The 20,569-nt window shown below is 68.1% G+C and carries 17 protein-coding genes, 1 rRNA gene and 1 riboswitch; of the genes, 15 read left to right on the top strand and 3 right to left on the bottom strand.

Annotation, left to right across the window (positions count from 1 at the left end; translation table 11 throughout):
• The first annotated feature begins 53 nt into the window (after nt 1–53).
• The 9 genes from ACLFA2_RS02300 to argH all read left to right on the top strand — a co-directional run bounded on the left by ACLFA2_RS02300 (nt 54) and on the right by argH (nt 11,022).
• Entirely contained in the window at nt 54–1,016 is a 963-nt protein-coding gene (locus ACLFA2_RS02300; RefSeq protein ID WP_426621960.1) for an NAD-dependent epimerase/dehydratase family protein, read from the top strand.
• A 6-nt stretch (nt 1,017–1,022) separates the two neighbouring features.
• A riboswitch (TPP riboswitch) is annotated at nt 1,023–1,117 on the top strand.
• On the top strand, nt 1,108–1,956 hold the full coding sequence (gene thiM / locus ACLFA2_RS02295; RefSeq protein WP_167253470.1) for a hydroxyethylthiazole kinase: 849 nt from the start codon (nt 1,108–1,110) through the stop codon (nt 1,954–1,956). (Overlaps the previous riboswitch by 10 nt.)
• On the top strand, nt 1,953–4,103 hold the full coding sequence (locus tag ACLFA2_RS02290; protein WP_426621959.1) for a bifunctional hydroxymethylpyrimidine kinase/phosphomethylpyrimidine kinase: 2,151 nt from the start codon (nt 1,953–1,955) through the stop codon (nt 4,101–4,103). The genes thiM and ACLFA2_RS02290 overlap by 4 nt, the downstream gene beginning before the upstream one ends.
• Before the next feature lie 240 nt (nt 4,104–4,343).
• Nucleotides 4,344–5,396 (top strand): N-acetyl-gamma-glutamyl-phosphate reductase, encoded by a 1,053-nt coding sequence (gene argC / locus ACLFA2_RS02285; RefSeq protein ID WP_021199756.1) that lies wholly within the window; start codon nt 4,344–4,346, stop codon nt 5,394–5,396.
• Nucleotides 5,393–6,550: a bifunctional glutamate N-acetyltransferase/amino-acid acetyltransferase ArgJ gene (gene argJ, locus ACLFA2_RS02280; protein WP_167253474.1), complete on the top strand. Its 1,158-nt coding sequence runs from the start codon at nt 5,393–5,395 to the stop codon at nt 6,548–6,550. The genes argC and argJ overlap by 4 nt, the downstream gene beginning before the upstream one ends.
• Complete coding sequence (gene argB / locus ACLFA2_RS02275; protein ID WP_021199754.1) at nt 6,547–7,464, top strand: acetylglutamate kinase; 918 nt, start codon at nt 6,547–6,549, stop codon at nt 7,462–7,464. Before argJ ends, argB begins: the two co-directional genes overlap by 4 nt.
• On the top strand, nt 7,461–8,666 hold the full coding sequence (locus ACLFA2_RS02270) for an acetylornithine transaminase (protein ID WP_021199753.1): 1,206 nt from the start codon (nt 7,461–7,463) through the stop codon (nt 8,664–8,666). The genes argB and ACLFA2_RS02270 overlap by 4 nt, the downstream gene beginning before the upstream one ends.
• Nucleotides 8,663–9,592, top strand: coding sequence for an ornithine carbamoyltransferase (gene argF / locus ACLFA2_RS02265; protein WP_021199752.1), 930 nt, complete (start codon nt 8,663–8,665; stop codon nt 9,590–9,592). Before ACLFA2_RS02270 ends, argF begins: the two co-directional genes overlap by 4 nt.
• Nucleotides 9,592–11,022, top strand: a complete 1,431-nt coding sequence (gene argH / locus ACLFA2_RS02260) for an argininosuccinate lyase (protein ID WP_136025182.1) — start codon at nt 9,592–9,594, stop codon at nt 11,020–11,022. The genes argF and argH overlap by 1 nt, the downstream gene beginning before the upstream one ends.
• 31 nt (nt 11,023–11,053) lie before the next feature.
• Here argH and ACLFA2_RS02255 read toward each other — a convergent pair whose 3' ends face one another.
• Nucleotides 11,054–11,650, bottom strand: coding sequence for a DUF1349 domain-containing protein (locus tag ACLFA2_RS02255; protein ID WP_029260622.1), 597 nt, complete (start codon nt 11,648–11,650; stop codon nt 11,054–11,056).
• A 60-nt stretch (nt 11,651–11,710) separates the two neighbouring features.
• Here ACLFA2_RS02255 and ACLFA2_RS02250 point away from each other — a divergent pair, with 60 nt between their 5' ends.
• Both ACLFA2_RS02250 and ACLFA2_RS02245 read left to right on the top strand, forming a co-directional pair.
• The gene (locus tag ACLFA2_RS02250; protein ID WP_167253478.1) at nt 11,711–12,355 is read left to right on the top strand and encodes a SatD family protein; all 645 of its coding nucleotides are present in this window, start codon (nt 11,711–11,713) and stop codon (nt 12,353–12,355) included.
• The gene (locus ACLFA2_RS02245) at nt 12,352–13,197 is read left to right on the top strand and encodes a hypothetical protein (protein WP_426621958.1); all 846 of its coding nucleotides are present in this window, start codon (nt 12,352–12,354) and stop codon (nt 13,195–13,197) included. The genes ACLFA2_RS02250 and ACLFA2_RS02245 overlap by 4 nt, the downstream gene beginning before the upstream one ends.
• Before the next feature lie 7 nt (nt 13,198–13,204).
• Here the strand turns inward: ACLFA2_RS02245 and ACLFA2_RS02240 are convergent, their stop codons facing one another.
• Complete coding sequence (locus ACLFA2_RS02240; protein ID WP_426621957.1) at nt 13,205–13,561, bottom strand: MerR family transcriptional regulator; 357 nt, start codon at nt 13,559–13,561, stop codon at nt 13,205–13,207.
• 53 nt (nt 13,562–13,614) lie between these two features.
• Here ACLFA2_RS02240 and ACLFA2_RS02235 point away from each other — a divergent pair, with 53 nt between their 5' ends.
• The 3 genes from ACLFA2_RS02235 to ACLFA2_RS02225 are packed head-to-tail and all read left to right on the top strand — an operon-like array spanning nt 13,615 to nt 16,745.
• Complete coding sequence (locus tag ACLFA2_RS02235; RefSeq protein WP_426621956.1) at nt 13,615–14,568, top strand: aldo/keto reductase; 954 nt, start codon at nt 13,615–13,617, stop codon at nt 14,566–14,568.
• 39 nt (nt 14,569–14,607) lie between these two features.
• Nucleotides 14,608–15,909, top strand: a complete 1,302-nt coding sequence (gene tyrS / locus ACLFA2_RS02230; RefSeq protein ID WP_021199745.1) for a tyrosine--tRNA ligase — start codon at nt 14,608–14,610, stop codon at nt 15,907–15,909.
• A 44-nt stretch (nt 15,910–15,953) separates the two neighbouring features.
• A complete protein-coding gene (locus ACLFA2_RS02225) occupies nt 15,954–16,745 on the top strand; it encodes a DUF4184 family protein (RefSeq protein ID WP_347125323.1) in 792 nt (263 codons plus the stop codon).
• On the opposite strand, the gene ACLFA2_RS02220 is transcribed toward ACLFA2_RS02225, so the two are convergent.
• Complete coding sequence (locus ACLFA2_RS02220) at nt 16,730–18,106, bottom strand: CoA transferase (RefSeq protein ID WP_426621955.1); 1,377 nt, start codon at nt 18,104–18,106, stop codon at nt 16,730–16,732. The two genes, ACLFA2_RS02225 and ACLFA2_RS02220, sit on opposite strands and share 16 nt — an antisense overlap.
• Nucleotides 18,107–18,702: 596 nt before the next feature.
• On the opposite strand from ACLFA2_RS02220, the gene ACLFA2_RS02215 reads away from it, so the two are divergent.
• Nucleotides 18,703–20,226: ribosomal RNA gene (locus tag ACLFA2_RS02215) — 16S ribosomal RNA — on the top strand.
• The last annotated feature ends 343 nt before the right edge of the window (nt 20,227–20,569 follow it).

Here is a 20,569-nt window from a genome sequence, read left to right as displayed (position 1 = left end):
TGCTGTGGGCGGAAGAGGTTCCGCAGAGATCCGCCACCTGATGACATGGAATCATGACGGATGTTCTGATCCTCGGCGGTACGGGCTGGCTCTCCGGGCGCATCGCCCGGAGGTGGGTCGACGAAGGCGCCGCGGTCACGTGTCTCGGCCGCGGTTCCCGTCCGGCCCCCGAGGGTACCGTGCTCGTGCGCGGCGATCGTGAGGATGCCGACGTCTATGCCGATCTCTCGCGGCGGGACTGGGATCACGTCGTGGACGTCTCGTCCCAGGCGGTGCAGGTCGAGACCGCGGTCGATGCGCTCGGCGATCGGGCGGGGCGCTGGACCTACGTATCGTCCGTGTCGGTGTACTCCGATGACGAGACGGTCGGAGCAGATGAGTCGACGCCGCGACATCCGGCTGCGAGCCCGGGTGATGAGTACGACTACGGTGCGCAGAAGGCAGCAGCCGAAGATGCTGTCCTGCGCCTGGGGGAGCGCGGCTTCATCGTGCGCCCTGGGCTCATCGTGGGCGACGGCGACCCCAGCGACCGGTTCGGGTACTGGGCGGCGGCGTTCGCGCGAGCAGGCTCGGAAGCCGTGCTGCTGCCGCCGCTCGAGGGAAGGAGCACGCAGGTCATCGATGTCGACGATCTCGCGGCGTACATCGTCACGGCCACACGCAGCGGCGCGGTCAACGGCGTGGGCGATGAGCACCCCCTCGCCGATGTGCTGGGTGCGGTGCGCCTCGCGGTCGGTCACACCGGCTCCGTGTTCGTCGCGGACGAGGGATGGCTCCGTGCGCACGACGTCGAGTACTGGGCGGGACCGCGCTCCCTGCCGCTGTGGCTTCCGACTGACATGAGCGGTTTCATGACCCGCTCGAATCGCGCGTTCCACGCGAGCGGGGGACGACTCCGTCCGATCACGGACACGATCGAGCGCGTCATCGTCGACGAGCGGAGACGCGGCGTCGACCGGGAACGCCGAGCCGGACTCACGCGGGCGGAGGAGAGGGCGCTGCTGAGCGATCGCTAGACTGCGAGCAGTGACACGGGGTGCCGCGATCCGCGGCTGAGAACAGACCCGTCGAACCTGATCTAGTTCGTACTAGCGAAGGGATGTCGCGATGAGCGATCTTCTGCGTCCTGAATCCACCCACGACCTCGCCGGTTCCGCCGCGACCCTCCTGGAGGTGCTGCGCGAGGCTCCGCCGTTGACGCACTGCATCACCAATGCGGTCGTGACGGGATTCACCGCCAACGTGCTGCTGGCACTGGGGGCCGCACCCGCGATGGTCGACATCGTCGACGAGGCGGGGATGTTCGCCGGGGTCGCCTCCGGGGTGCTGATCAACCTGGGGACTCCCACGCCCGAGCAGCGGGCGGCGAGTCTGGAGGCGGTCGCCGGAGCCGCGGCGAACGGTACGCCTTGGGTTCTCGACCCGGTAGCTATCGGTGCGCTTCCGGTGCGCACCGCCCTCGCCCACCGGCTCGCGCAGCACCGACCGACCGCTATCCGCGGCAACGCCTCCGAGATCCTCGCCCTCGCCGGGCTCAGCACGGGCGGACGTGGGGTGGATGCCACCGACAGCACGGACTCCGCAGCCGATGCCGCCGCAACCCTCGCGCGGACCACGGGCGCGGTGGTCGCGGTATCGGGGCCTATCGATCTCATCACTGACGGGGAGCGGATGCTGCGCCTCGCCAACGGCCACGAGCTGCTGACCCGCGTGACCGGAGGAGGATGCGCGCTCGGCGCGGTGATGGCGGCCTTCCTCGGTGCGGCCGAGGCGACGGATCACGATGCGCTGACCGCTGTGGCTTCCGCGAGCCTCGTCTACACGATCGCCGCCGAGCGGGCAGCGGCGACATCCACGGGGCCGGGCAGCTTCGCCGTCGCCCTGCTGGATGCGCTCGCCGCGGTGGGCCCCGACGACATCAGAGCCGATGCACGCGTCGAAGGCGGTGTCCGGTGAACGCCGATCTCTCGCTCTACCTCGTCACGGACGCGGCGCTCTGCGGGGACAGGGGCGTCGTCGAGACGGTGCGCCGAGCGGTCGACGGTGGGGTGCGGATCGTCCAATTGCGCGATAAGGACGCGACCGACGCCGAGACGGTCGATCAGCTGATCGCGTTGTCGCGGGTGATCGACGGGCGGGCGCTGCTCGTCGTGAACGACCGGCTGGACGCCGTGGTCGCTGCCCGGGAACGGGGCGCTCGGGTCGACGGCGTGCATCTGGGACAGGGCGATGCCTCCGTGCTGCGTGCGCGTGAGGCGCTCGGACCCGACGCGCTGGTCGGCCTCACCGCGAACACCCGTGCGCATCTCGACGCGGTCGATGCTCTGCCCGCCGGCACCGTCGACTATCTGGGTGTCGGTGTGATCCGTCCGACCGCCACCAAACCCGATCACCCCGCTCCTCTCGGCGTCGACGGCTTCCGTGATCTCGTGGCTGCCAGCTCTCTGCCGTGCGTGGCGATCGGCGGCGTCGGCATCGATGACACGGAACCCCTCCGCGACGCCGGTGCGGCCGGCCTCGCCGTCGTCTCGGTGCTGTGCGCCGCCGACGATCCCGAGGCCACGGCAGCGGAGTTCCGCCGGCGCTGGCTCGCCGGCGCCGTGCCGAGGGTGCTCAGCATCGCCGGCAGCGATCCGTCCGGGGGCGCGGGCATCCAGGCCGACCTCAAGTCCATCGCCGCGAACGGCGGATACGGGATGGCGGTCCTCACTGCGCTGACGGCGCAGAACACGCAGGGAGTGCGTGCCGTGCACGTGCCCCCCGCGCACTTCCTCCGCGCGCAGCTGGATGCGGTGTCGGACGACATCGTGATCGACGCCGTGAAGATCGGGATGCTCGCCGACGCCGACGTCATCCGCGTGGTGGGTGCGTGGCTCGACCGCGTTCGTCCGCCGGTCGTCGTGCTCGACCCCGTGATGGTGGCGACCTCCGGCGATCGGCTGCTGGATCCGGATGCCGAGCGAGCGCTGCACGATCTCCTCGCGCGGGCGACTCTGGTGACACCGAACCTCGCCGAGCTCGCAGTGCTGTCCGGCCGCGACGTCCTCGACTGGGAGGACGCGCTCTCCGCGGCGGAGCAGCTGTCGGCCGCGGTCGGGGCGGCTGTCCTGGTCAAGGGGGGACACCTCGACGGCGATTCGGCTCCGGATGCGCTGGTCGATACGCATCGCGGGACGCGCCAGGAGTTCGCCGGCACCCGGATCCCGACCAGGAACACGCACGGCACCGGCTGTTCGCTGTCGTCCGCGCTCGCGACGCTCCTCGCGCGCGGGGAGCGGCCGGCCGATGCGGTCAGCGCCGCGCGCGCCTGGCTCCGCGAATCCCTGCGCGCGGGGGACGCGCTGAGCGTGGGGCGGGGTCACGGGCCGATCGACCATTTCGCCGGACTCCGGGAGCGTGCGGCGGCGCAGACCCGACCGGCGGCTGACGACATCGCCGCGGACTGGTGGCAGGACATCGCGGAGATCCGCGCGGGGATCGACGAACTCCCGTTCATCCGAGCGCTCGCCGACGGGACGCTGGAGCGCGGCCCCTTCCTGATCTATCTCGCGCAGGACGCGCTGTATCTGCGCGAGTACGCCCGTGTCCTCGCCGAAGCCGCCCGGCTCGCGCCGACGTCGGAGGAACAGGCCTTCTGGGCCGATTCCGCGCAAGGCTCGATCGTGGGTGAACTCGAGCTGCACGCGTCGTACCTGACCCCGGCTCAGGGAGTGAGCGCGGCGACGTTCGCCGCCGAGCCGGGGCCGGCGACCACCGCGTACCTCGACCACCTGCGCTCCGTCGCGTTCGGCGGCGACTACGGCGAGATCGTCGCGGCCGTCCTTCCCTGCTTCTGGCTCTACACCGACCTCGGCCGACGCCTGCATGCCGGAGAGTTCGGGGAGTACGCGCGGGATCCGCAGCATCCCTACGCGTCCTGGCTCACGACGTACGCGGATCCGGCATTCGAGGCGGCGACGGAGAAGGCGATCGCCTACGCTTCCGGGGCTGCGGCGCAGGCCGATGCCCCGACCCGTGCGCGCATGCGCCGGGTGTTCGCGGTATCGAGCGCACACGAGCTCGCCTTCTTCGCCGCGCCGATGGGGCTGCAGCCGCTCAGATGACGGGGTGGATTTGCGGTGGCCGCCGGGGCCGCGCTACTGTCGCGACATGCCTTCGGCCGCCACCGCTTCTCCGACGCTCGCTCCGAGCGTCATCGCTGTGCGCCGACGCCGCGGCCGCCGACTGTAGGCGACCCCGCCCTCCTGCCTGCGCACGCGCAGCGGTCGAGAGCCGGTGTCGCCGCCTCCGGCCCCGTCCCCGGTCCTCCCTTCGAGGAAGGACCCGACCGTTAAGGTAGAAGCATGACGTATTCCGTCGCCGTCTCCGGCGCATCCGGCTACGCAGGCGGCGAGATCCTCCGTCTCCTGGCCGATCATCCCGACATGGAGATCCGCACCGTCACGGCGCACTCGAACGCCGGGCAGCCTCTCGTCGACCACCAGCCGCATCTGCGTTCTCTGGCACACCTCACCCTGCAGGACACGACGCCCGAGATCCTCTCCGGCCACGACATCGTGTTCCTCGCACTCCCGCACGGGCAGTCGGGGCAGTACACCGATGCGCTCGGTGCGGCTCCGCTCGTGATCGATGCCGGAGCCGACCATCGGCTCACGTCGGCGTCCGCGTGGGAGGCGTTCTACGGCGGGGCGTTCCACGAGCCCTGGACATACGGCGTCCCCGAGCTCCTGATCGACGGGGTCAAGCAAAGAGAGCACCTCCGCGGCGCGACGCGCATCGCGGCTCCCGGCTGCAACGCCTCGACCGTGAGTCTCAGCCTCGCGCCGGGCGTCGCCGCCGGCGTGATCGACCCCGCGGACATCGTCTCGGTGCTGGCGGTCGGTCCGTCCGGTGCCGGGAAGAGCCTCAAGACGAACCTTCTCGGCAGCGAGATCCTCGGCACCGCGAACCCGTATGCGGTCGGGGGATCCCACCGGCACATACCGGAGATCCGTCAGGCGCTCGCCGCGGCATCGGGTATCGACGCCGACGGCATCCGTATCTCCTTCACTCCGGTGCTGGTGCCCATGTCGCGCGGAATCCTCGCCACATCGACCGCACGGATCGCCGACGGCGTGACCGATGCGCAGATCCGCGACGCCTGGCAGAGCGCCTACGGCGACGAGACCTTCGTGCAGCTGCTGCCGGAGGGACGCTTCCCGCGCACGGCCGACGTGCTCGGCGCCAACACCGCGCTGATCGGGCTCGCGATCGATCGCGCCGCGAACCGGGTGACCGTGGTCACCGCGGTCGACAACCTCGTCAAGGGCACCGCCGGCGCTGCCATCCAATCCATGAACATCGCGCTGGGGCTTCCCGAGGCCCGCGCCCTCTCAGTGAACGGAGTCGCGCCGTGAGCGTCACCGCCCCCGCAGGTTTCGAGGCGGCCGGTGTGGCCGCAGGACTCAAGTCCACCGGCAAGCCCGATGTCGCCGTCGTCGTCAACCGCGGACCGCGCAAGGTCGGCGCCGCCGTCTTCACGAGCAACCGCGCCAAGGCCAACCCGATCATCTGGTCGCAGCAGGCCGTCGCCGACCGGGTGGTCGAGGCCGTCGTGCTCAACTCCGGCGGGGCGAACTGCTTCACCGGCGCTTTCGGATTCCAGACGACGCATCAGACGGCTGAGAAGGCGGCCGAGCTCCTCGGTGTCAGCGCCGGCGACGTGCTGATCTGCTCCACCGGTCTCATCGGCACAGGAGACGAGACGTTCCGTGCGCGTGTGCTCGCCGGCACGGAGCAGGCGATCGCCGAGCTCAGCGCTGATGGCGGAGAGAGCGCGGCGCACGCCATCATGACCACCGACACCGTCGCGAAGACCGCCGTGGTCAGCCGCGACGGCTGGACGATCGGTGGGATGGCGAAGGGAGCAGGAATGCTCGCGCCGGGCCTCGCCACGATGCTGGTCGTGATCACGACCGACGCCGTCCTCGAGCCGCTCCAGGCCGATGACGTGCTGCGCCGTGCGACCGGGCGGACCTTCGACCGGCTCGACTCCGACGGCTGCATGTCGACGAACGATCAGGTCACCCTCCTCGCCAACGGCGCCTCCGAGGTCGTGCCCGATCTCGACGACTTCGCCGCCGCGCTGATCGAGCTGTGCCAAGAGCTCGCGGTCAAGCTGCAGGGCGATGCCGAGGGCGCGAGTCACGACATCACGATCGAGGTGCAGCACGCGGTCTCCGAGCAGGACGCCGTCGAGGTCGGCCGGTCGGTCGCCCGCAACAACCTCTTCAAGGCCGCCATCTTCGGCAACGACCCGAACTGGGGCCGTGTGCTCGCCGCGATCGGCACCACGAACGCGCAGTTCGATCCCTACGACGTCGACGTCTGGATGAACGGCGTCCGCGTCTGCACGGCGGGCGGCCCCGACCGTCCCCGTGAAGAGGTCGACCTCATGCCGCGCGCCACGCACCTCGTGATCGACCTCAAGGTCGGCGAGTCGACGGCGACCGTGCTCACGAACGACCTCACCCACGACTACGTGCACGAGAACAGCGCCTACGCCTCATGACCGACATCCAGGACACCCCGGCCGAAGTCGCCGCACAGAAGGCCACGACCCTCATCGAGTCGCTGCCGTGGCTGAAGAAGTTCCGCGACCAGATCGTCGTCATCAAGTACGGCGGGAACGCGATGGTGTCGGAGGAGCTGCAGGACGCCTTCGCGCAGGACATCGCCTACCTCCGTTACGTCGGCGTACTGCCGGTCGTCGTGCACGGCGGCGGCCCGCAGATCTCGAACATGCTGCAGCGGCTCGAGATCCCCAGCGAGTTCAAGGGCGGCTACCGGGTCACCAACACCGAGGCGATCAGCGTCGTGCGCATGGTGCTCACCGGTCAGGTCAATCCGCAGCTGGTGTCCAAGATCAACTCGCACGGGCCGATCGCGACCGGCCTCAGCGGGGAGGACGCCGGACTCTTCGGCGGGCGCCGTCGCGGTGTCGTGATCGACGGCGAAGAGGTCGACCTCGGTCGCGTCGGCGATGTCGTCGAAGTCGATCCGACTCCCGTGCTCGACCATCTCGCCGCCGGGCGCATCCCGGTGGTGTCGAGCATCGCGCCTGATCTCGATCATCCCGGCCAGTCGCTCAACGTCAACGCCGATGCCGCCGCCGCGGCTCTCGCCGTGTCCTTGCATGCGCGCAAACTCGTGATCCTCACGGATGTGCCGGGGCTCTACGCCGACTGGCCGAACCGCGACTCCCTCGTCTCGCACCTGACCTCGGAGGCCCTCATCGAGATGCTGCCGAAGCTCGAGTCGGGGATGATCCCCAAGATGCGCGCCTGCCTCGACGCGGTCGAAGGCGGCGTGGACGCGGCCGCGATCATCGACGGACGGGTGCCGCATTCGGTGCTCGTCGAACTGTTCACCAGCAAGGGAATCGGGACCGAAGTGGTCCTGGGAAAGTCGGAGGTGACGGGATGACCGTCTGGCAGGACGACGCGGCACGCGATCTCGTGCTCAATGCGGGGGAGCGGCTCGCGCTGCTGGTCCGCGGTGAGGGCTCGTACCTGTGGGATGCCGACGGTCGACGCCACCTCGACTTCCTCGCCGGCATCGCGGTGACCTCCCTCGGGCACGCGCACCCGGCCTTCGTCGAGGCCGTCTCGACGCAGGCGGCCACACTCGCGCACGTGTCGAACTACTTCGCCACCCCGCCCCAGCTCGCACTCGCCGCACGCATCAAGCGTCTCGCGGGTGCCGGTATCGACGGGCGGGTGTTCTTCTCGAACTCGGGCGCCGAGGCCAACGAGGCCGCTTTCAAGCTCGCCCGGCTGCACGGGGGCACCGAGCGGCCGCGCATCCTCGCGCTCGAGAACGGCTTCCACGGACGCACCATGGGCTCGCTCGCTCTCACCGCGAAGGCATCGATGCGCGCGCCGTTCGAGCCGATGCCCGCGGGCGTCGAGCACATCCCCGCCACGATCGAGGCATTGGAAGCGGCGATGGACGACCGCGTCGCCGCGATCATCGTCGAGCCGATCCAGGGCGAGGCCGGAGTGGTCGAGCTGCCGGAGGGGTACCTCGCCGCCGCCCGCTCGCTGACCCTCGCGCACGGCGCGCTCCTGATCGTCGACGAGATCCAGACCGGAGCCGGCCGCACCGGTGAGTGGTTCGGGTTCAGCCACGAGGGCATCATTCCCGATGCGATCACGCTCGCGAAGGGGATCGGCGGCGGTTTCCCGATCGGCGCGCTGGTCACCTACGGCAGCGCGAGCGCACTGTTCACCCCGGGGTCGCACGGCTCGACGTTCGGGGGCAATCCCCTGGCGACTGCTGTCGCCGACGCCGTGCTCGCCGAGATCGAGAGCGCCGGCCTGGTGGAGAACGCGGCCCGTCGCGGCGCGGAGCTTCGCGAGATCCTCCTCGGGATCGACTCCCCGCTGGTCGAGGGCGTGCGCGGACGTGGTCTGCTCGTGGGCGTCGCGCTCACCGCTCCGGTGGCCGGTGCCGTCGTCGCGGCCGCACAGGAGCGCGGGCTCATCGTCAACGCCGCCAACCCCGAGACGGTGCGCATCGCGCCCGCTCTCACCATCGGCGACGCCGAACTCGCCGAGTTCCGTGAGCTGTTCACGGCCGCTCTCGCCGACGTCCAGGCCTCTGTAGCCGGAAAGGTATCCGCATGACCCGCCACCTGCTGCGTGACGATGACCTGACCCCCGCCGAGCAGGCGGAGATCCTCGACCTCGCCATCGAGCTGAAGAAAGACCGCTGGGCCGACAAGAGCCTGGCCGGTCCTCAGACGGTCGCGGTCATCTTCGACAAGTCCTCCACGCGCACCCGTGTCTCGTTCGCGGTGGGCATCGCCGACCTCGGCGGCTCGCCGCTGATCATCTCGACCGCGAGCAGCCAGCTCGGCGGCAAAGAGACGCCGTCCGACACCGCGCGCGTCCTCGAGCGCCAGGTCGCGGCCATCGTGTGGCGCACCTATGCGCAGTCCGGGCTCGAAGAGATGGCCGAAGGCACGAGGGTGCCCGTCATCAACGCGCTCTCCGACGACTTCCACCCGTGCCAGCTGCTCGCCGATCTGCTGACGATCCGCGAGCACAAGGGAGATCTGAAGGGGCTCACGCTCACGTTCCTCGGCGACGGACAGAGCAACATGGCGCACTCGTACGCGCTCGCCGGTGTGACGGCGGGCATGCACGTGCGCATCGCCTCGCCGGAGGACTATGCGCCCCGCGCGGATGTCATCGAGGCCGCCGATCGCCGCGCTGCCGAGACCGGTGGCTCGATCACGCTCTACACCGACCCGGTCGAGGCTGCCGCCGGTGCCGACGTCGTGGTGACCGATACATGGGTCTCGATGGGCAAGGAGGAGGAGAAGCTCGCACGCATCCGCGATCTCGGCGGCTACAAGGTCACCCCCGAGACGATGACGCTCGCCGACCCCGAGGCGATCTTCATCCACTGCCTCCCTGCCGATCGCGGCTATGAGGTCGACTCCAGCGTGATCGACGGGCCGCAGAGCGTGGTCTGGGATGAGGCGGAGAACCGTCTGCACGCGCAGAAGGCCCTCCTGGTCTGGCTCCTCGGCAAGAAGGACGCGTGATGAGCGAACCGACACACGAAGGCACCAACGAGGGCGCGCTCTGGGGCGCCCGCTTCGCCACGGGCCCGTCGCCGGAACTGGTCGAGCTGAGCCGTTCCACGCACTTCGACTGGATCCTCGCGCCGTACGACATCGCCGGCTCGCATGCACATGCCACGGCGCTCGAAGCTGCCGGATACCTCGAACCCGACGAGGCACGACGGATGCACGAGGGGCTGGATGCCGTGGCGCGCAAGGTCGCCGACGGCACGCTGCGACCGGTGCCGACCGACGAGGACGTGCACGGCGCGCTCGAGCAGGCGTTGATCGCCGAGCTCGGGCCGGAACTGGGCGGGCGCCTGCGCGCCGGTCGCAGCCGCAACGACCAGATCGCCACCCTCGTGCGCATGTACCTGATCGATCATGCGCGGGTGATCGCCCGTGACATCCTGCGGGTGATCGACGCGCTGGTGGCCCAGGCCGAAGCGCATCCCGCCGCGATCCTGCCCGGACGCACGCACCTGCAGCATGCGCAGCCGGTGCTGCTCGCCCATCACCTGCAGGCCCACGGTTGGCCGCTGGTGCGCGAACTCGAACGCCTCGTGGACTGGCGGCGTCGTGCCGGCGTCTCACCGTACGGCGGGGGAGCGCTGGCCGGTTCCACGCTCGGTCTCGATCCGACGCTCGTGGCGACGGAGCTGGGTCTGGACCGCCCGGCCGAGAACTCCCTCGACGGCACCGCGGCCCGCGACGTCGTGGCGGAGTTCGCGTTCATCACGGCGATGACCGGGGTCGACATCTCGCGCCTCTCCGAGGAGATCATCCTCTGGAACACCCGCGAGTTCGGTTTCGTCACGCTCGACGATGGCTACTCCACGGGTTCGAGCATCATGCCGCAGAAGAAGAATCCCGACATCGCCGAGCTCGCTCGCGGCAAGTCGGGTCGCCTCATCGGCAACCTCTCCGGTCTGCTGGCCACGCTCAAGGGCCTTCCGCTCGCGTACAACCGCGATCTGCAGGAGGACAAGGAGCCGGTGTTCGACTCGGTTCAGACCCTCGAGGTGGTGCTCCCCGCCTTCGCGGGCATGATCGCGACGCTGCGTTTCGACACCGAACGGATGGCAGCTCTGGCTCCGCAGGGCTTCTCTCTCGCGACGGATGTCGCGGAATGGCTCGTGAAGCGCCGGGTGCCCTTCCGTGATGCCCATGAGATCTCGGGTGCGCTCGTGCGTGCGTGCGAGGAGCAGGGGATCGGGCTGGAGGATGCCTCCGACGAGCTGCTGCTGTCGGTGTCGCCGCATCTCGTGCCCGAGGTGCGCGAAGTCCTGACGATCGAGGGTTCGGTCGCATCGCGCACCGGCGCCGGGGGGACCGCCCCTGTGCGGGTCGCGGAGCAGCGTGCCGAGCTGGTCTCGCGCGCGCAGGCCGCCGCCCACGCCCTCGGCCTCTAGCCGAAGGCATCGGCGGCCGGTCGGCGGCGGTTCAGTGCAGCTCGGCGTCGGCCGCCGACCGCTCCCAGCGGGTGAAGCGGACGGTGAGTCCGGCACGGGTGGGTGCAGCGAGGAAGGGGCCGGCTGCGGCTGCGGACTGCCCGTCGAACGGCGCGACCCGCACCAGTCGCCACGGTCCGTCGTCGGCGCGGGCACGCACGATCACGGAGTCCGCCCAGCGGCTGACACGCACCGTGATCTCGCTCTCGAACCATTCGTCGACGTGGCCGACCGACCAGTCGGAGCCTCCCGCGGTGACCACGGCGCCGAGCCCGAGGTGATCATCGGCGTATTCCAGGCCGGTCTTGACCCAGTGCTCGTCGTCGATGCGCACGAACACGCCCGCCTGGTCGAACTGCCCGTCCCACGGGGCCCGGAAAGCGACCTCCATGGCCTCGCCCACCGCGAGCGGGGCGAGGAGAGCGTGCTCGTTATCGTGCACGAAGCCATAGGCGGTGTGCCGCCAGGCATCGCTGCCTTCCACGGCGGTGATGTCGAGCGGAGCCGAACCGTCGGGGAGGGTGGACGGGGAGGCGGGGGCGTTGGTCCAGGTTCCCTGAGACCAGGGGATCATGTGCGATTCAGGCATGTTCTCAAGATATAGCCGATAAGCGCATAAGTCGAGCATTATTCGTGTTATGGTTATGTCATGGTCATCGCGGTACTCGCTGACATCGTGGGGTCTCGCCGACTCGACGATCGCACCGCCGCGCAACGCGTCCTCGACGACACCATAGCCGCGGTGGAGGTCGACCTCCCGCTGGCGACGCAGCCGCTCACGCCCACCGTAGGAGACGAGCAGCAGGGTGTCTACCGCGATCTGAGCGACGCGATGGTGTCGCTGCTGATGATCCAGCTGCGATTGCCCGACGGCATCGCCTTCCGCTTCGGCATCGGTGTGGGGGAGGTGCGTCCTGTCGAGTCGGTCCATCGCGAGCTCGCCGACGGACCGGGGTGGTATGCGGCCCGCGCGGCGATCGAGACCGTGCACGCCCGTGAGGGTCGCGCCGTGCCGCGCACGAGATCCTGGATTGTCGGAGCCCCGGGGCAGGATGAGGTCATGGAGAGCACGATCGCCGCATCGAACGCCTATCTCCTCGTCCGCGACGAGGTGGTCGGCGCGATGAGCGAGCGGGAACGACGGCTCACCTACGGTCGTCTGCTCGGTCGATCGCAGCAGGAGCTCGCGACCGACGAGGGGATCACACAGCCCAGCGTCTCGAAGTCGCTGCGCACAGCGGGTACGGCCGCACTCATCGAGGGCGTCGCCGCGCTCCGAGGCGAGCGCGCATGATCGTCGCCGGATTCATCCTGCTGGCGGTCGGCGCCGCCGACCTGGTGCGTCAGTTCGCACCGCGCCGTTGGATCGGGTATCTCTCCGTCGCTGTCATCCTGCTCCTGCTCGGCAGCGTCAGCGACGCGCTCCTTCCCATGGTGCTCGCGATCGTCGTCGGTGCCCTCTGGGTGTGGTGCATGCCCACCGGGCGCCCCGCCCCGCTGGGGTTCTGGCCCGCCGTGCTGCTCGCGGTCGTGAGCGTCGGCGCCGTCGTCGGGCTCGGTGCCCGTGCTGACGCCGGTCTGATCGGCGCGATCTGGCACCTCCGATCGCCGTTCGGTGAGGTGCCCTTCGACCTCGCGCTGCTGGCGCTGGGAGCCGGGGTCTTCCTCCTCGAGTCTTCGAATCTCGTGGTGCGTGCGGCGCTCGACGGGGAGCACACCTGGCTCCCGGCGGACCCGGCAGACCCGGCAGCGAGCGCGTCGAGGGAGACTGTCGCGGCCGCCGAGACCCCGGTGGCCTCCGAGACGGTCGATGGTGTCTCCGACGACGCCACGGAGGATGCTGTCGCGATGTCGGCGACGCTCCCGGTGACAGCGCCCCGAGATCCGCGCAGCGGATTCAAGGGCGGACGACTGATCGGACCGCTGGAGCGCATCCTCGTCCTGATCCTCACTCTCGCTGCGGCCTATCCGATCCTGGCCGCGATGCTCGCGGCGAAGGGCATCGTCCGGTTCCCGGAGATCTCGCGCGACGGCGAGACCGGGGCCCGCGCGGAGTACTTCCTCGTCGGCAGCCTGGTGAGCTGGGTGATCGCCCTCGGCGCCGCGTTCCTCGTGTGGTGGGCCGCGCACAGCTGACGGCAGTTCAGCCTCTCGACCGGTACCAGTCCAGCTTCTCCACCAGACGCCGCTGCTGCGCGAGAACGTCGGCGAGTTGCTTCTCGACCGTCGCGGCGTGCTCCTCGAGGAGCGCTATCCGCTCGGGGACGGTGTCCTCGCGTTGGCAGAGCCGGCCGTAGCGACGCAGGCGTTCGACGGGCATGCCGGTCTCGCGAAGGCACTTGAGGAACTCCAGAAGTCCGAGCTCGGTGTCGGTGTACCCCCGATGTCCGCCCGCGGTGCGGGACACGGCGGGCAGGATGCCCTCGCGCTCGTAGTACCGGAGCGTGTCGATGCTGAATCCGGAGCGTGCCGCAGCCTCCGCCGGCGTGTAGGTGGTCATGAACCGAGCATAGGACTTGACCTGGAGCGCACTCCAGGTTGCACAGTGAGGTCATGACCAACCGGAACGCCTCTGCATCCCCGCTCGTCCTCGGAGCGATGTCCTTCGGCACGCTCGTCGACGAGGAGACCTCATTCGCACTGCTCGACCGCTTCGTCGAGCGCGGCGGCATCTGGATCGACACCGCCGACTGCTACAGCTTCTGGGTGAGCGACACGGGGCAGGGAGGAGCCTCCGAGGAGGTACTCGGACGCTGGCTCGCGGCGCGACCGCAGGCGCGAGCACAGGTCCGCATCTCGACGAAGGTCGGTGCCGAACCCCTGTGGCCCGGGTCCTGGCCCGAACATCGGACAGGGCTCTCCCCGCGAGCCATCCGCGCTGCTGTCGACGGGAGCCTCGCGCGTCTGGGCGTCGACAGGATCGACCTGCTGTGGCTGCACCAGGAGGACCGGGCGGTCGCGATCGAGGAGACAGTGGACGCTCTCGCGGCGCTCACCGCAGACGGCACTGTGAGCCGCGTCGGTGCCTCGAACCACCCGGCCTGGCGCATCGAGCGCGCCCGTGCGCACGCCAGGTCCATCGGCAGCGTTCCCATCGACGCGTTCCAGTTGAACAGCACGTACCTGCGCACGCGACCGGGAACGCTTCCCCCCGGGGTCGCCCATCCTTTCGGTGTGTTGAGCGATGAGCAGTGCGACTTCGCCCTGGCGAACGGGCTCGAGATCTGGGCGTACACGCCCCTGCTCTCGGGGGCCTATGACAATCCCGCGAAGCCCGTGCCCCCGGTGTACGACCATCCCGGAACCGCAGGTCGGCTCGCGGTGCTGGGCGAGGTCGCGGCGGCGCGAGGGCTCGGACGGGGGCAGATCGTGCTGGCCTGGCAGCTGGCCCGCGGCATCCGCCCGATCCTCGGCGGCAGCAGGGTCGATCAGCTCGACGTCGCGATGGATGCCGCGTCGATCACTCTGTCTGCGGACGAGATCACTCTTCTCGACGGGCCGGTGTGAGTCGTTTCGCCGGTGCGCTGCGCTGATAGCCTGGAGCGCGTGTCAACTCCCGCTCTGACGACCGCACCCCAGGCGATCGACCCCACGTTCGAGAACGTGTGGGACGAACTCGTGTGGCGTGGTCTGGTCCATGTGTCCACCGACCAGGAGGCGCTGCGCGCCCTGCTCGCGGGAGACCCCATCACGTATTACTGCGGGTTCGATCCGACGGCTCCCAGCCTGCACCTGGGCAACCTCGTGCAGCTGTTGACGCTGCGCCGCATCCAGCTCGCCGGCCACAAGCCCCTCGGCCTCGTCGGCGGCTCGACCGGACTCATCGGAGATCCGCGCCCCACGGCCGAGCGCACGCTGAACACTCGGGAGACGGTCGAGGACTGGGTCGGTCGCCTGCGCACGCAGGTCGAGCGCTACCTCAGCTTCGAGGGCGACAACGCCGCCCGCATCGTGAACAACCTCGACTGGACGGCCCCGCTGAGCGCGATCGACTTCCTGCGCGAGATCGGCAAGTACTTCCGTGTCGGCACGATGCTCAAGAAGGATGCGGTCGCCGCGCGCCTGAACTCCGACGAGGGCATCAGCTACACCGAGTTCAGCTACCAGATCCTGCAGGGCATGGACTTCCTCGAGCTGTACCGGCAGTACGACTGCGTGCTGCAGACCGGCGGCTCGGATCAGTGGGGCAATCTCACCAGTGGTACCGACCTCATCCGTCGTGCCGAGGGAGCGTCGGTGCATGCCATCGGCACGCCGCTCATCACGAACAGCGACGGCACCAAGTTCGGCAAGAGCGAGGGCAATGCCATCTGGCTCGATGCCGACATGTGCAGCCCGTACCGGATGTACCAGTTCTGGCTGAGCACGACCGACGCCGACGTGATCGATCGCCTGAAGGTGTTCACCTTCCTCGGCAGAGCCGAGATCGAGGAGTATGCCGAACTCGTGGCGACCGAGCCGTTCCGTCGGGCTGCGCAGAAGCGGCTCGCCCTCGAGGTCGTCGCGACGGTGCATGGTGTCGAGGCGACTGCGGCCGTGATCGCCGCGTCCGAGGCACTGTTCGGGCAGGGTGATCTGACCGCGCTCGATGCCGGCACGCTGCGCACCGCTCTGGAGGAGCTTCCGAACGCGACGGTCGCTCTCGGTGCACCGGTGGTCGAGGTCTTGGTGTCGACCGGTCTGGTGGCGAGCCTGTCCGAGGCCAGGCGTGCGATCACGCAGGGTGGCGTCACTCTCGACGGCGAACGGGTCGAAGACGAGACAGCCGCGGTCCAGGGCACCCTTCCCGGAGGAGTCTCCGTGCTCCGCCGCGGCAAGAAGACCCTCGCCGGCGTCTTCCTCGACTGAGTCCCCGGCTGTCGGCAGCAGAGGTCTTCGGGTAGCAGGGTCGGATGCCGTTCACCGCCAGTCACGCTTTGGTCGCGCTGCCGTTCGTCCGCACGCCGCTGGTGCCGGCGGCGATCGCGATCGGCGCGATGGCGCCTGACCTGCCACTGTTCGTGCGGGGTGTCGGACTGAACTACTCGTTCACGCATACGTTCGGCAACGTCGTGTGGACCGCGCTGCTCGCGTTCGCACTGTTCCTGATCTGGCGGGTCGTCTTGCGTCCGGCGGTTCCCGAACTCGGTCCGCTGTGGGTGGCGCGGCGGCTGCCCGAGGACTGGACCGATCGCGGGGCCACGGCAGCAGGAGCGGCGGTCGGCATCGGTCAGAAGCGCGCGTATCCGTTCCTGCTCGCCGCGTCGCTCGTGATCGGGGTGCTCTCGCACATCGTGTGGGACCTCTTCACGCACGAGGGACGATGGGGCGTCGGTCTGATTCCCGGGCTCGATGAGATGTGGGGTCCGCTCCCCGGATTCAAGTGGCTTCAGCACGGGTCGAGCCTGGTCGGCCTCGCCATCATCGGTGTCTGGGCGCTCCTGTGGCTGTGTCGGCAGGCTCCGCGTCGCACAGTCACGCAGTCGGTACCCACCTGGCTGCGTGTGTCATGGTGGGTGTCGCTTCCCGTGATCCTGCTCGCCGCCTGGGTCGGTGGACTCGTCGTCTTCGGTCCGCTCGACGCGGAGTTCACCGTCCAGCACCTCGCGTACCGGGTTCTTCCTCCGGCATGTGCGCTGTGGGGCGCGATCACGTTCGTTCTCTGCGTCGCGCTGTCGGTGCGCGGCCGTCACCAGACGGGCTGATCCGATCCCCAGGGATGCGGGGCCCGGAACTCGAAACCCGGCAGGGCGGGTCGCGCCGTCACGAGGGCGCTCCCGTCGACATCGAATCGCGCGAGGTGCGGCCGAACGTCGAAATCGACCTCGGCTGCGGGGTCTCCTCGGCGCGGCATCCCGAGCAGCTCCGCGGCGACGCGACGCAGTGACGTGCGCACGATCCGTGACCCTCCCTCCCGTGACCGCCGCCTGAGCAGCGTGGTCACCGCGGCGGCGAGAAGATACCCGGCGCTGTGATCGAGGGCCTGCGCCGGGAGTGCTCCTGGACGCCCGCCTTCCGCGGACTCGATGCGCGAGATGCCGGATTCGGCCTGCACGAGGCTGTCGAAGCCGGCGCGGTCCGGACTCTCCGTGCCCCAGGCGCTGAGTTGCGCGACGATGAGCCCACGGTGTCGGCGCGCGAGCAGCTCCGGATGCAGCCCGAGTCTGTCGAGAGCGGCCGGTCGGTAGCCGAGCACCACGGCATCGGCTTCGGCCAGCAACTCCTGGAGTCGGGCACTGCGTGCGTCGAGTATGGCGGATCGTTTGCCGTGGCCGGTATCGAGATGCTGCCACGCCGGTTCTGGCAGATGCGGGGGATCGATGCGCAAGACGTCGGCGCCGAGAAGAGCGAGGGTCCGCGTGCAGACCGGCCCCGCGATGACGCGCGTCAGATCGAGCACGCGCATGCCGCTCAGGGGGAGGGAACCGGGTGACGTCGCCGTGAGCTCCGATCGACGGGGGTGCGAGGCGGATTCCTCATCCACCCGGCTGACCTCGAGGAGTGGTCGTTCGCGCAGTGCCCGATCGACGGCGGGCCTCTCGACGGCGACAGGAACAGCCAGACCGCCGGCGGATGTGATGTCGGAGACGGCACTCGCTGTCCTCCGCTCCGCGAGTGCAACACGAACGGCAGCCGGATCGGCGTCTTCTCGCAGGTGGAGTCCCGCACGCAGCGCGGCAGCGTGATGCGGGTAGTTCCCGTGCGTACGGACCCATCCGTCGGTGGTCTCCCAGAACCCGGAGTACGGGGACCAGACCGGGGGAGCGTCGCCATCGATCGTGAGCACGCGGTCGCTCCGGTAGGCGATGGCGACGCGGGCCGGATCCAGCGAGACGGGGGAACAGCCAGCCGCGAGCACCGCCGCGCTGACGCTCGCCCACGCCAGCGCGCCGGTGGCCAGTCGGGAGGGAAGCGGGACAGTCGGGGGAGGCGGGAGCACCGTCGAGCCACGGTCGATCCCGAGTTCACGCCGCACGCGATCGAGCAGCGCGGCGCCCGCGTCACCATTCCCCGAGGCTTCATCGTGCGGGGGAACGACCGGGCGGAAATCCGCAGATGCAGGCATGGCGCGATCGTACTCCCGACCCCCACAGAGGGCGGAAACCATTCCTGATCCGGCAGAAACATGGGAGAGGGCGCCAGCGACACGCCCGGGCGGTGGGGCCCGATTTGCCAGAACCCCGAGATCCACGTAACTTATTACTTGTTCGCCCCACAGGGACGCGGAGGAGCCAAGAGCTTCACCCCCCTCAAGCGGAGAACCACTCCCGATCCACTCTCACTTGAGAGATCAGGCGCTTGCGTCTAGGATAGGGACTCCACCTCTTCTGCGGCTGTCATCAGCTGCGCTGCGGATCTTCGATCCGCGCGGCGCGCCGATTTGACAAGCAAGAGAGAGTGGGTAAGATAGAGAAGTTGCCCTTCGGGCCTGGCTGTGATGGCTGGGTCGTGGGAGCATCCGATCCTTGAGAACTCAACAGCGTGCACTTGTCAAATGCCAAATTATCCTCGTCTAGCTTCGGCTAGTTGAGAATTCCTTTGGATCAAAGACCAACTCCTTCCGGGGGGTTGGCAATGGATGAAGTCAGCAATGAATTTGTCTCTTTGGTCAGCATCAAACTCGCTGCGTCACCGTTTTCCCGGTGGGGTATGCATTTCTTTTTTACGGAGAGTTTGATCCTGGCTCAGGATGAACGCTGGCGGCGTGCTTAACACATGCAAGTCGAACGGTGAACACGGAGCTTGCTCTGTGGGATCAGTGGCGAACGGGTGAGTAACACGTGAGCAACCTGCCCCTGACTCTGGGATAAGCGCTGGAAACGGCGTCTAATACTGGATATGTGACGTGACCGCATGGTCTGCGTCTGGAAAGAATTTCGGTTGGGGATGGGCTCGCGGCCTATCAGCTTGTTGGTGAGGTAATGGCTCACCAAGGCGTCGACGGGTAGCCGGCCTGAGAGGGTGACCGGCCACACTGGGACTGAGACACGGCCCAGACTCCTACGGGAGGCAGCAGTGGGGAATATTGCACAATGGGCGCAAGCCTGATGCAGCAACGCCGCGTGAGGGACGACGGCCTTCGGGTTGTAAACCTCTTTTAGCAGGGAAGAAGCGAAAGTGACGGTACCTGCAGAAAAAGCGCCGGCTAACTACGTGCCAGCAGCCGCGGTAATACGTAGGGCGCAAGCGTTATCCGGAATTATTGGGCGTAAAGAGCTCGTAGGCGGTTTGTCGCGTCTGCTGTGAAATCCGGAGGCTCAACCTCCGGCCTGCAGTGGGTACGGGCAGACTAGAGTGCGGTAGGGGAGATTGGAATTCCTGGTGTAGCGGTGGAATGCGCAGATATCAGGAGGAACACCGATGGCGAAGGCAGATCTCTGGGCCGTAACTGACGCTGAGGAGCGAAAGGGTGGGGAGCAAACAGGCTTAGATACCCTGGTAGTCCACCCCGTAAACGTTGGGAACTAGTTGTGGGGTCCATTCCACGGATTCCGTGACGCAGCTAACGCATTAAGTTCCCCGCCTGGGGAGTACGGCCGCAAGGCTAAAACTCAAAGGAATTGACGGGGACCCGCACAAGCGGCGGAGCATGCGGATTAATTCGATGCAACGCGAAGAACCTTACCAAGGCTTGACATATACGAGAACGGGCCAGAAATGGTCAACTCTTTGGACACTCGTAAACAGGTGGTGCATGGTTGTCGTCAGCTCGTGTCGTGAGATGTTGGGTTAAGTCCCGCAACGAGCGCAACCCTCGTTCTATGTTGCCAGCACGTAATGGTGGGAACTCATGGGATACTGCCGGGGTCAACTCGGAGGAAGGTGGGGATGACGTCAAATCATCATGCCCCTTATGTCTTGGGCTTCACGCATGCTACAATGGCCGGTACAAAGGGCTGCAATACCGCGAGGTGGAGCGAATCCCAAAAAGCCGGTCCCAGTTCGGATTGAGGTCTGCAACTCGACCTCATGAAGTCGGAGTCGCTAGTAATCGCAGATCAGCAACGCTGCGGTGAATACGTTCCCGGGTCTTGTACACACCGCCCGTCAAGTCATGAAAGTCGGTAACACCTGAAGCCGGTGGCCTAACCCTTGTGGAGGGAGCCGTCGAAGGTGGGATCGGTAATTAGGACTAAGTCGTAACAAGGTAGCCGTACCGGAAGGTGCGGCTGGATCACCTCCTTTCTAAGGAGCATCTGACACTTTCGGGTGTCCAGAACCCAGATCGAGAACGTTCGTTTCTCGCTGGGAGCTCATGGGTGGAACATTTGACATGGTGCGAAGGATGTTGTTCTTCTCTAGTACGCCACTTCGGTGGTTGGAACGGGGAGGGTGGCGGATGTCGCACCTGCACGCTGTTGGGTCCTGAGGGACCGGATGCGGATCTTTCGGGATCTGGTCTGAACCTCTGGGCCTCTTTCTGTTTCCCCCGTGTGGGGTTGTGGATAGGGGCACCGCCCGTACTTTGAGAACTACACAGTGGACGCGAGCATCTTGCAGCTGGCTTCGGTCAGTTGCACAAGATGAT

It is taken from the genome of Microbacterium sp. As-52 (assembly GCF_049949185.1).
Taxonomy (GTDB): Bacteria; Actinomycetota; Actinomycetes; order Actinomycetales; family Microbacteriaceae; genus Microbacterium; species Microbacterium maritypicum_A.
Note: the sequence above shows the minus strand (reverse complement) of the source record. Positions and strands in the feature narration are given on the sequence as shown.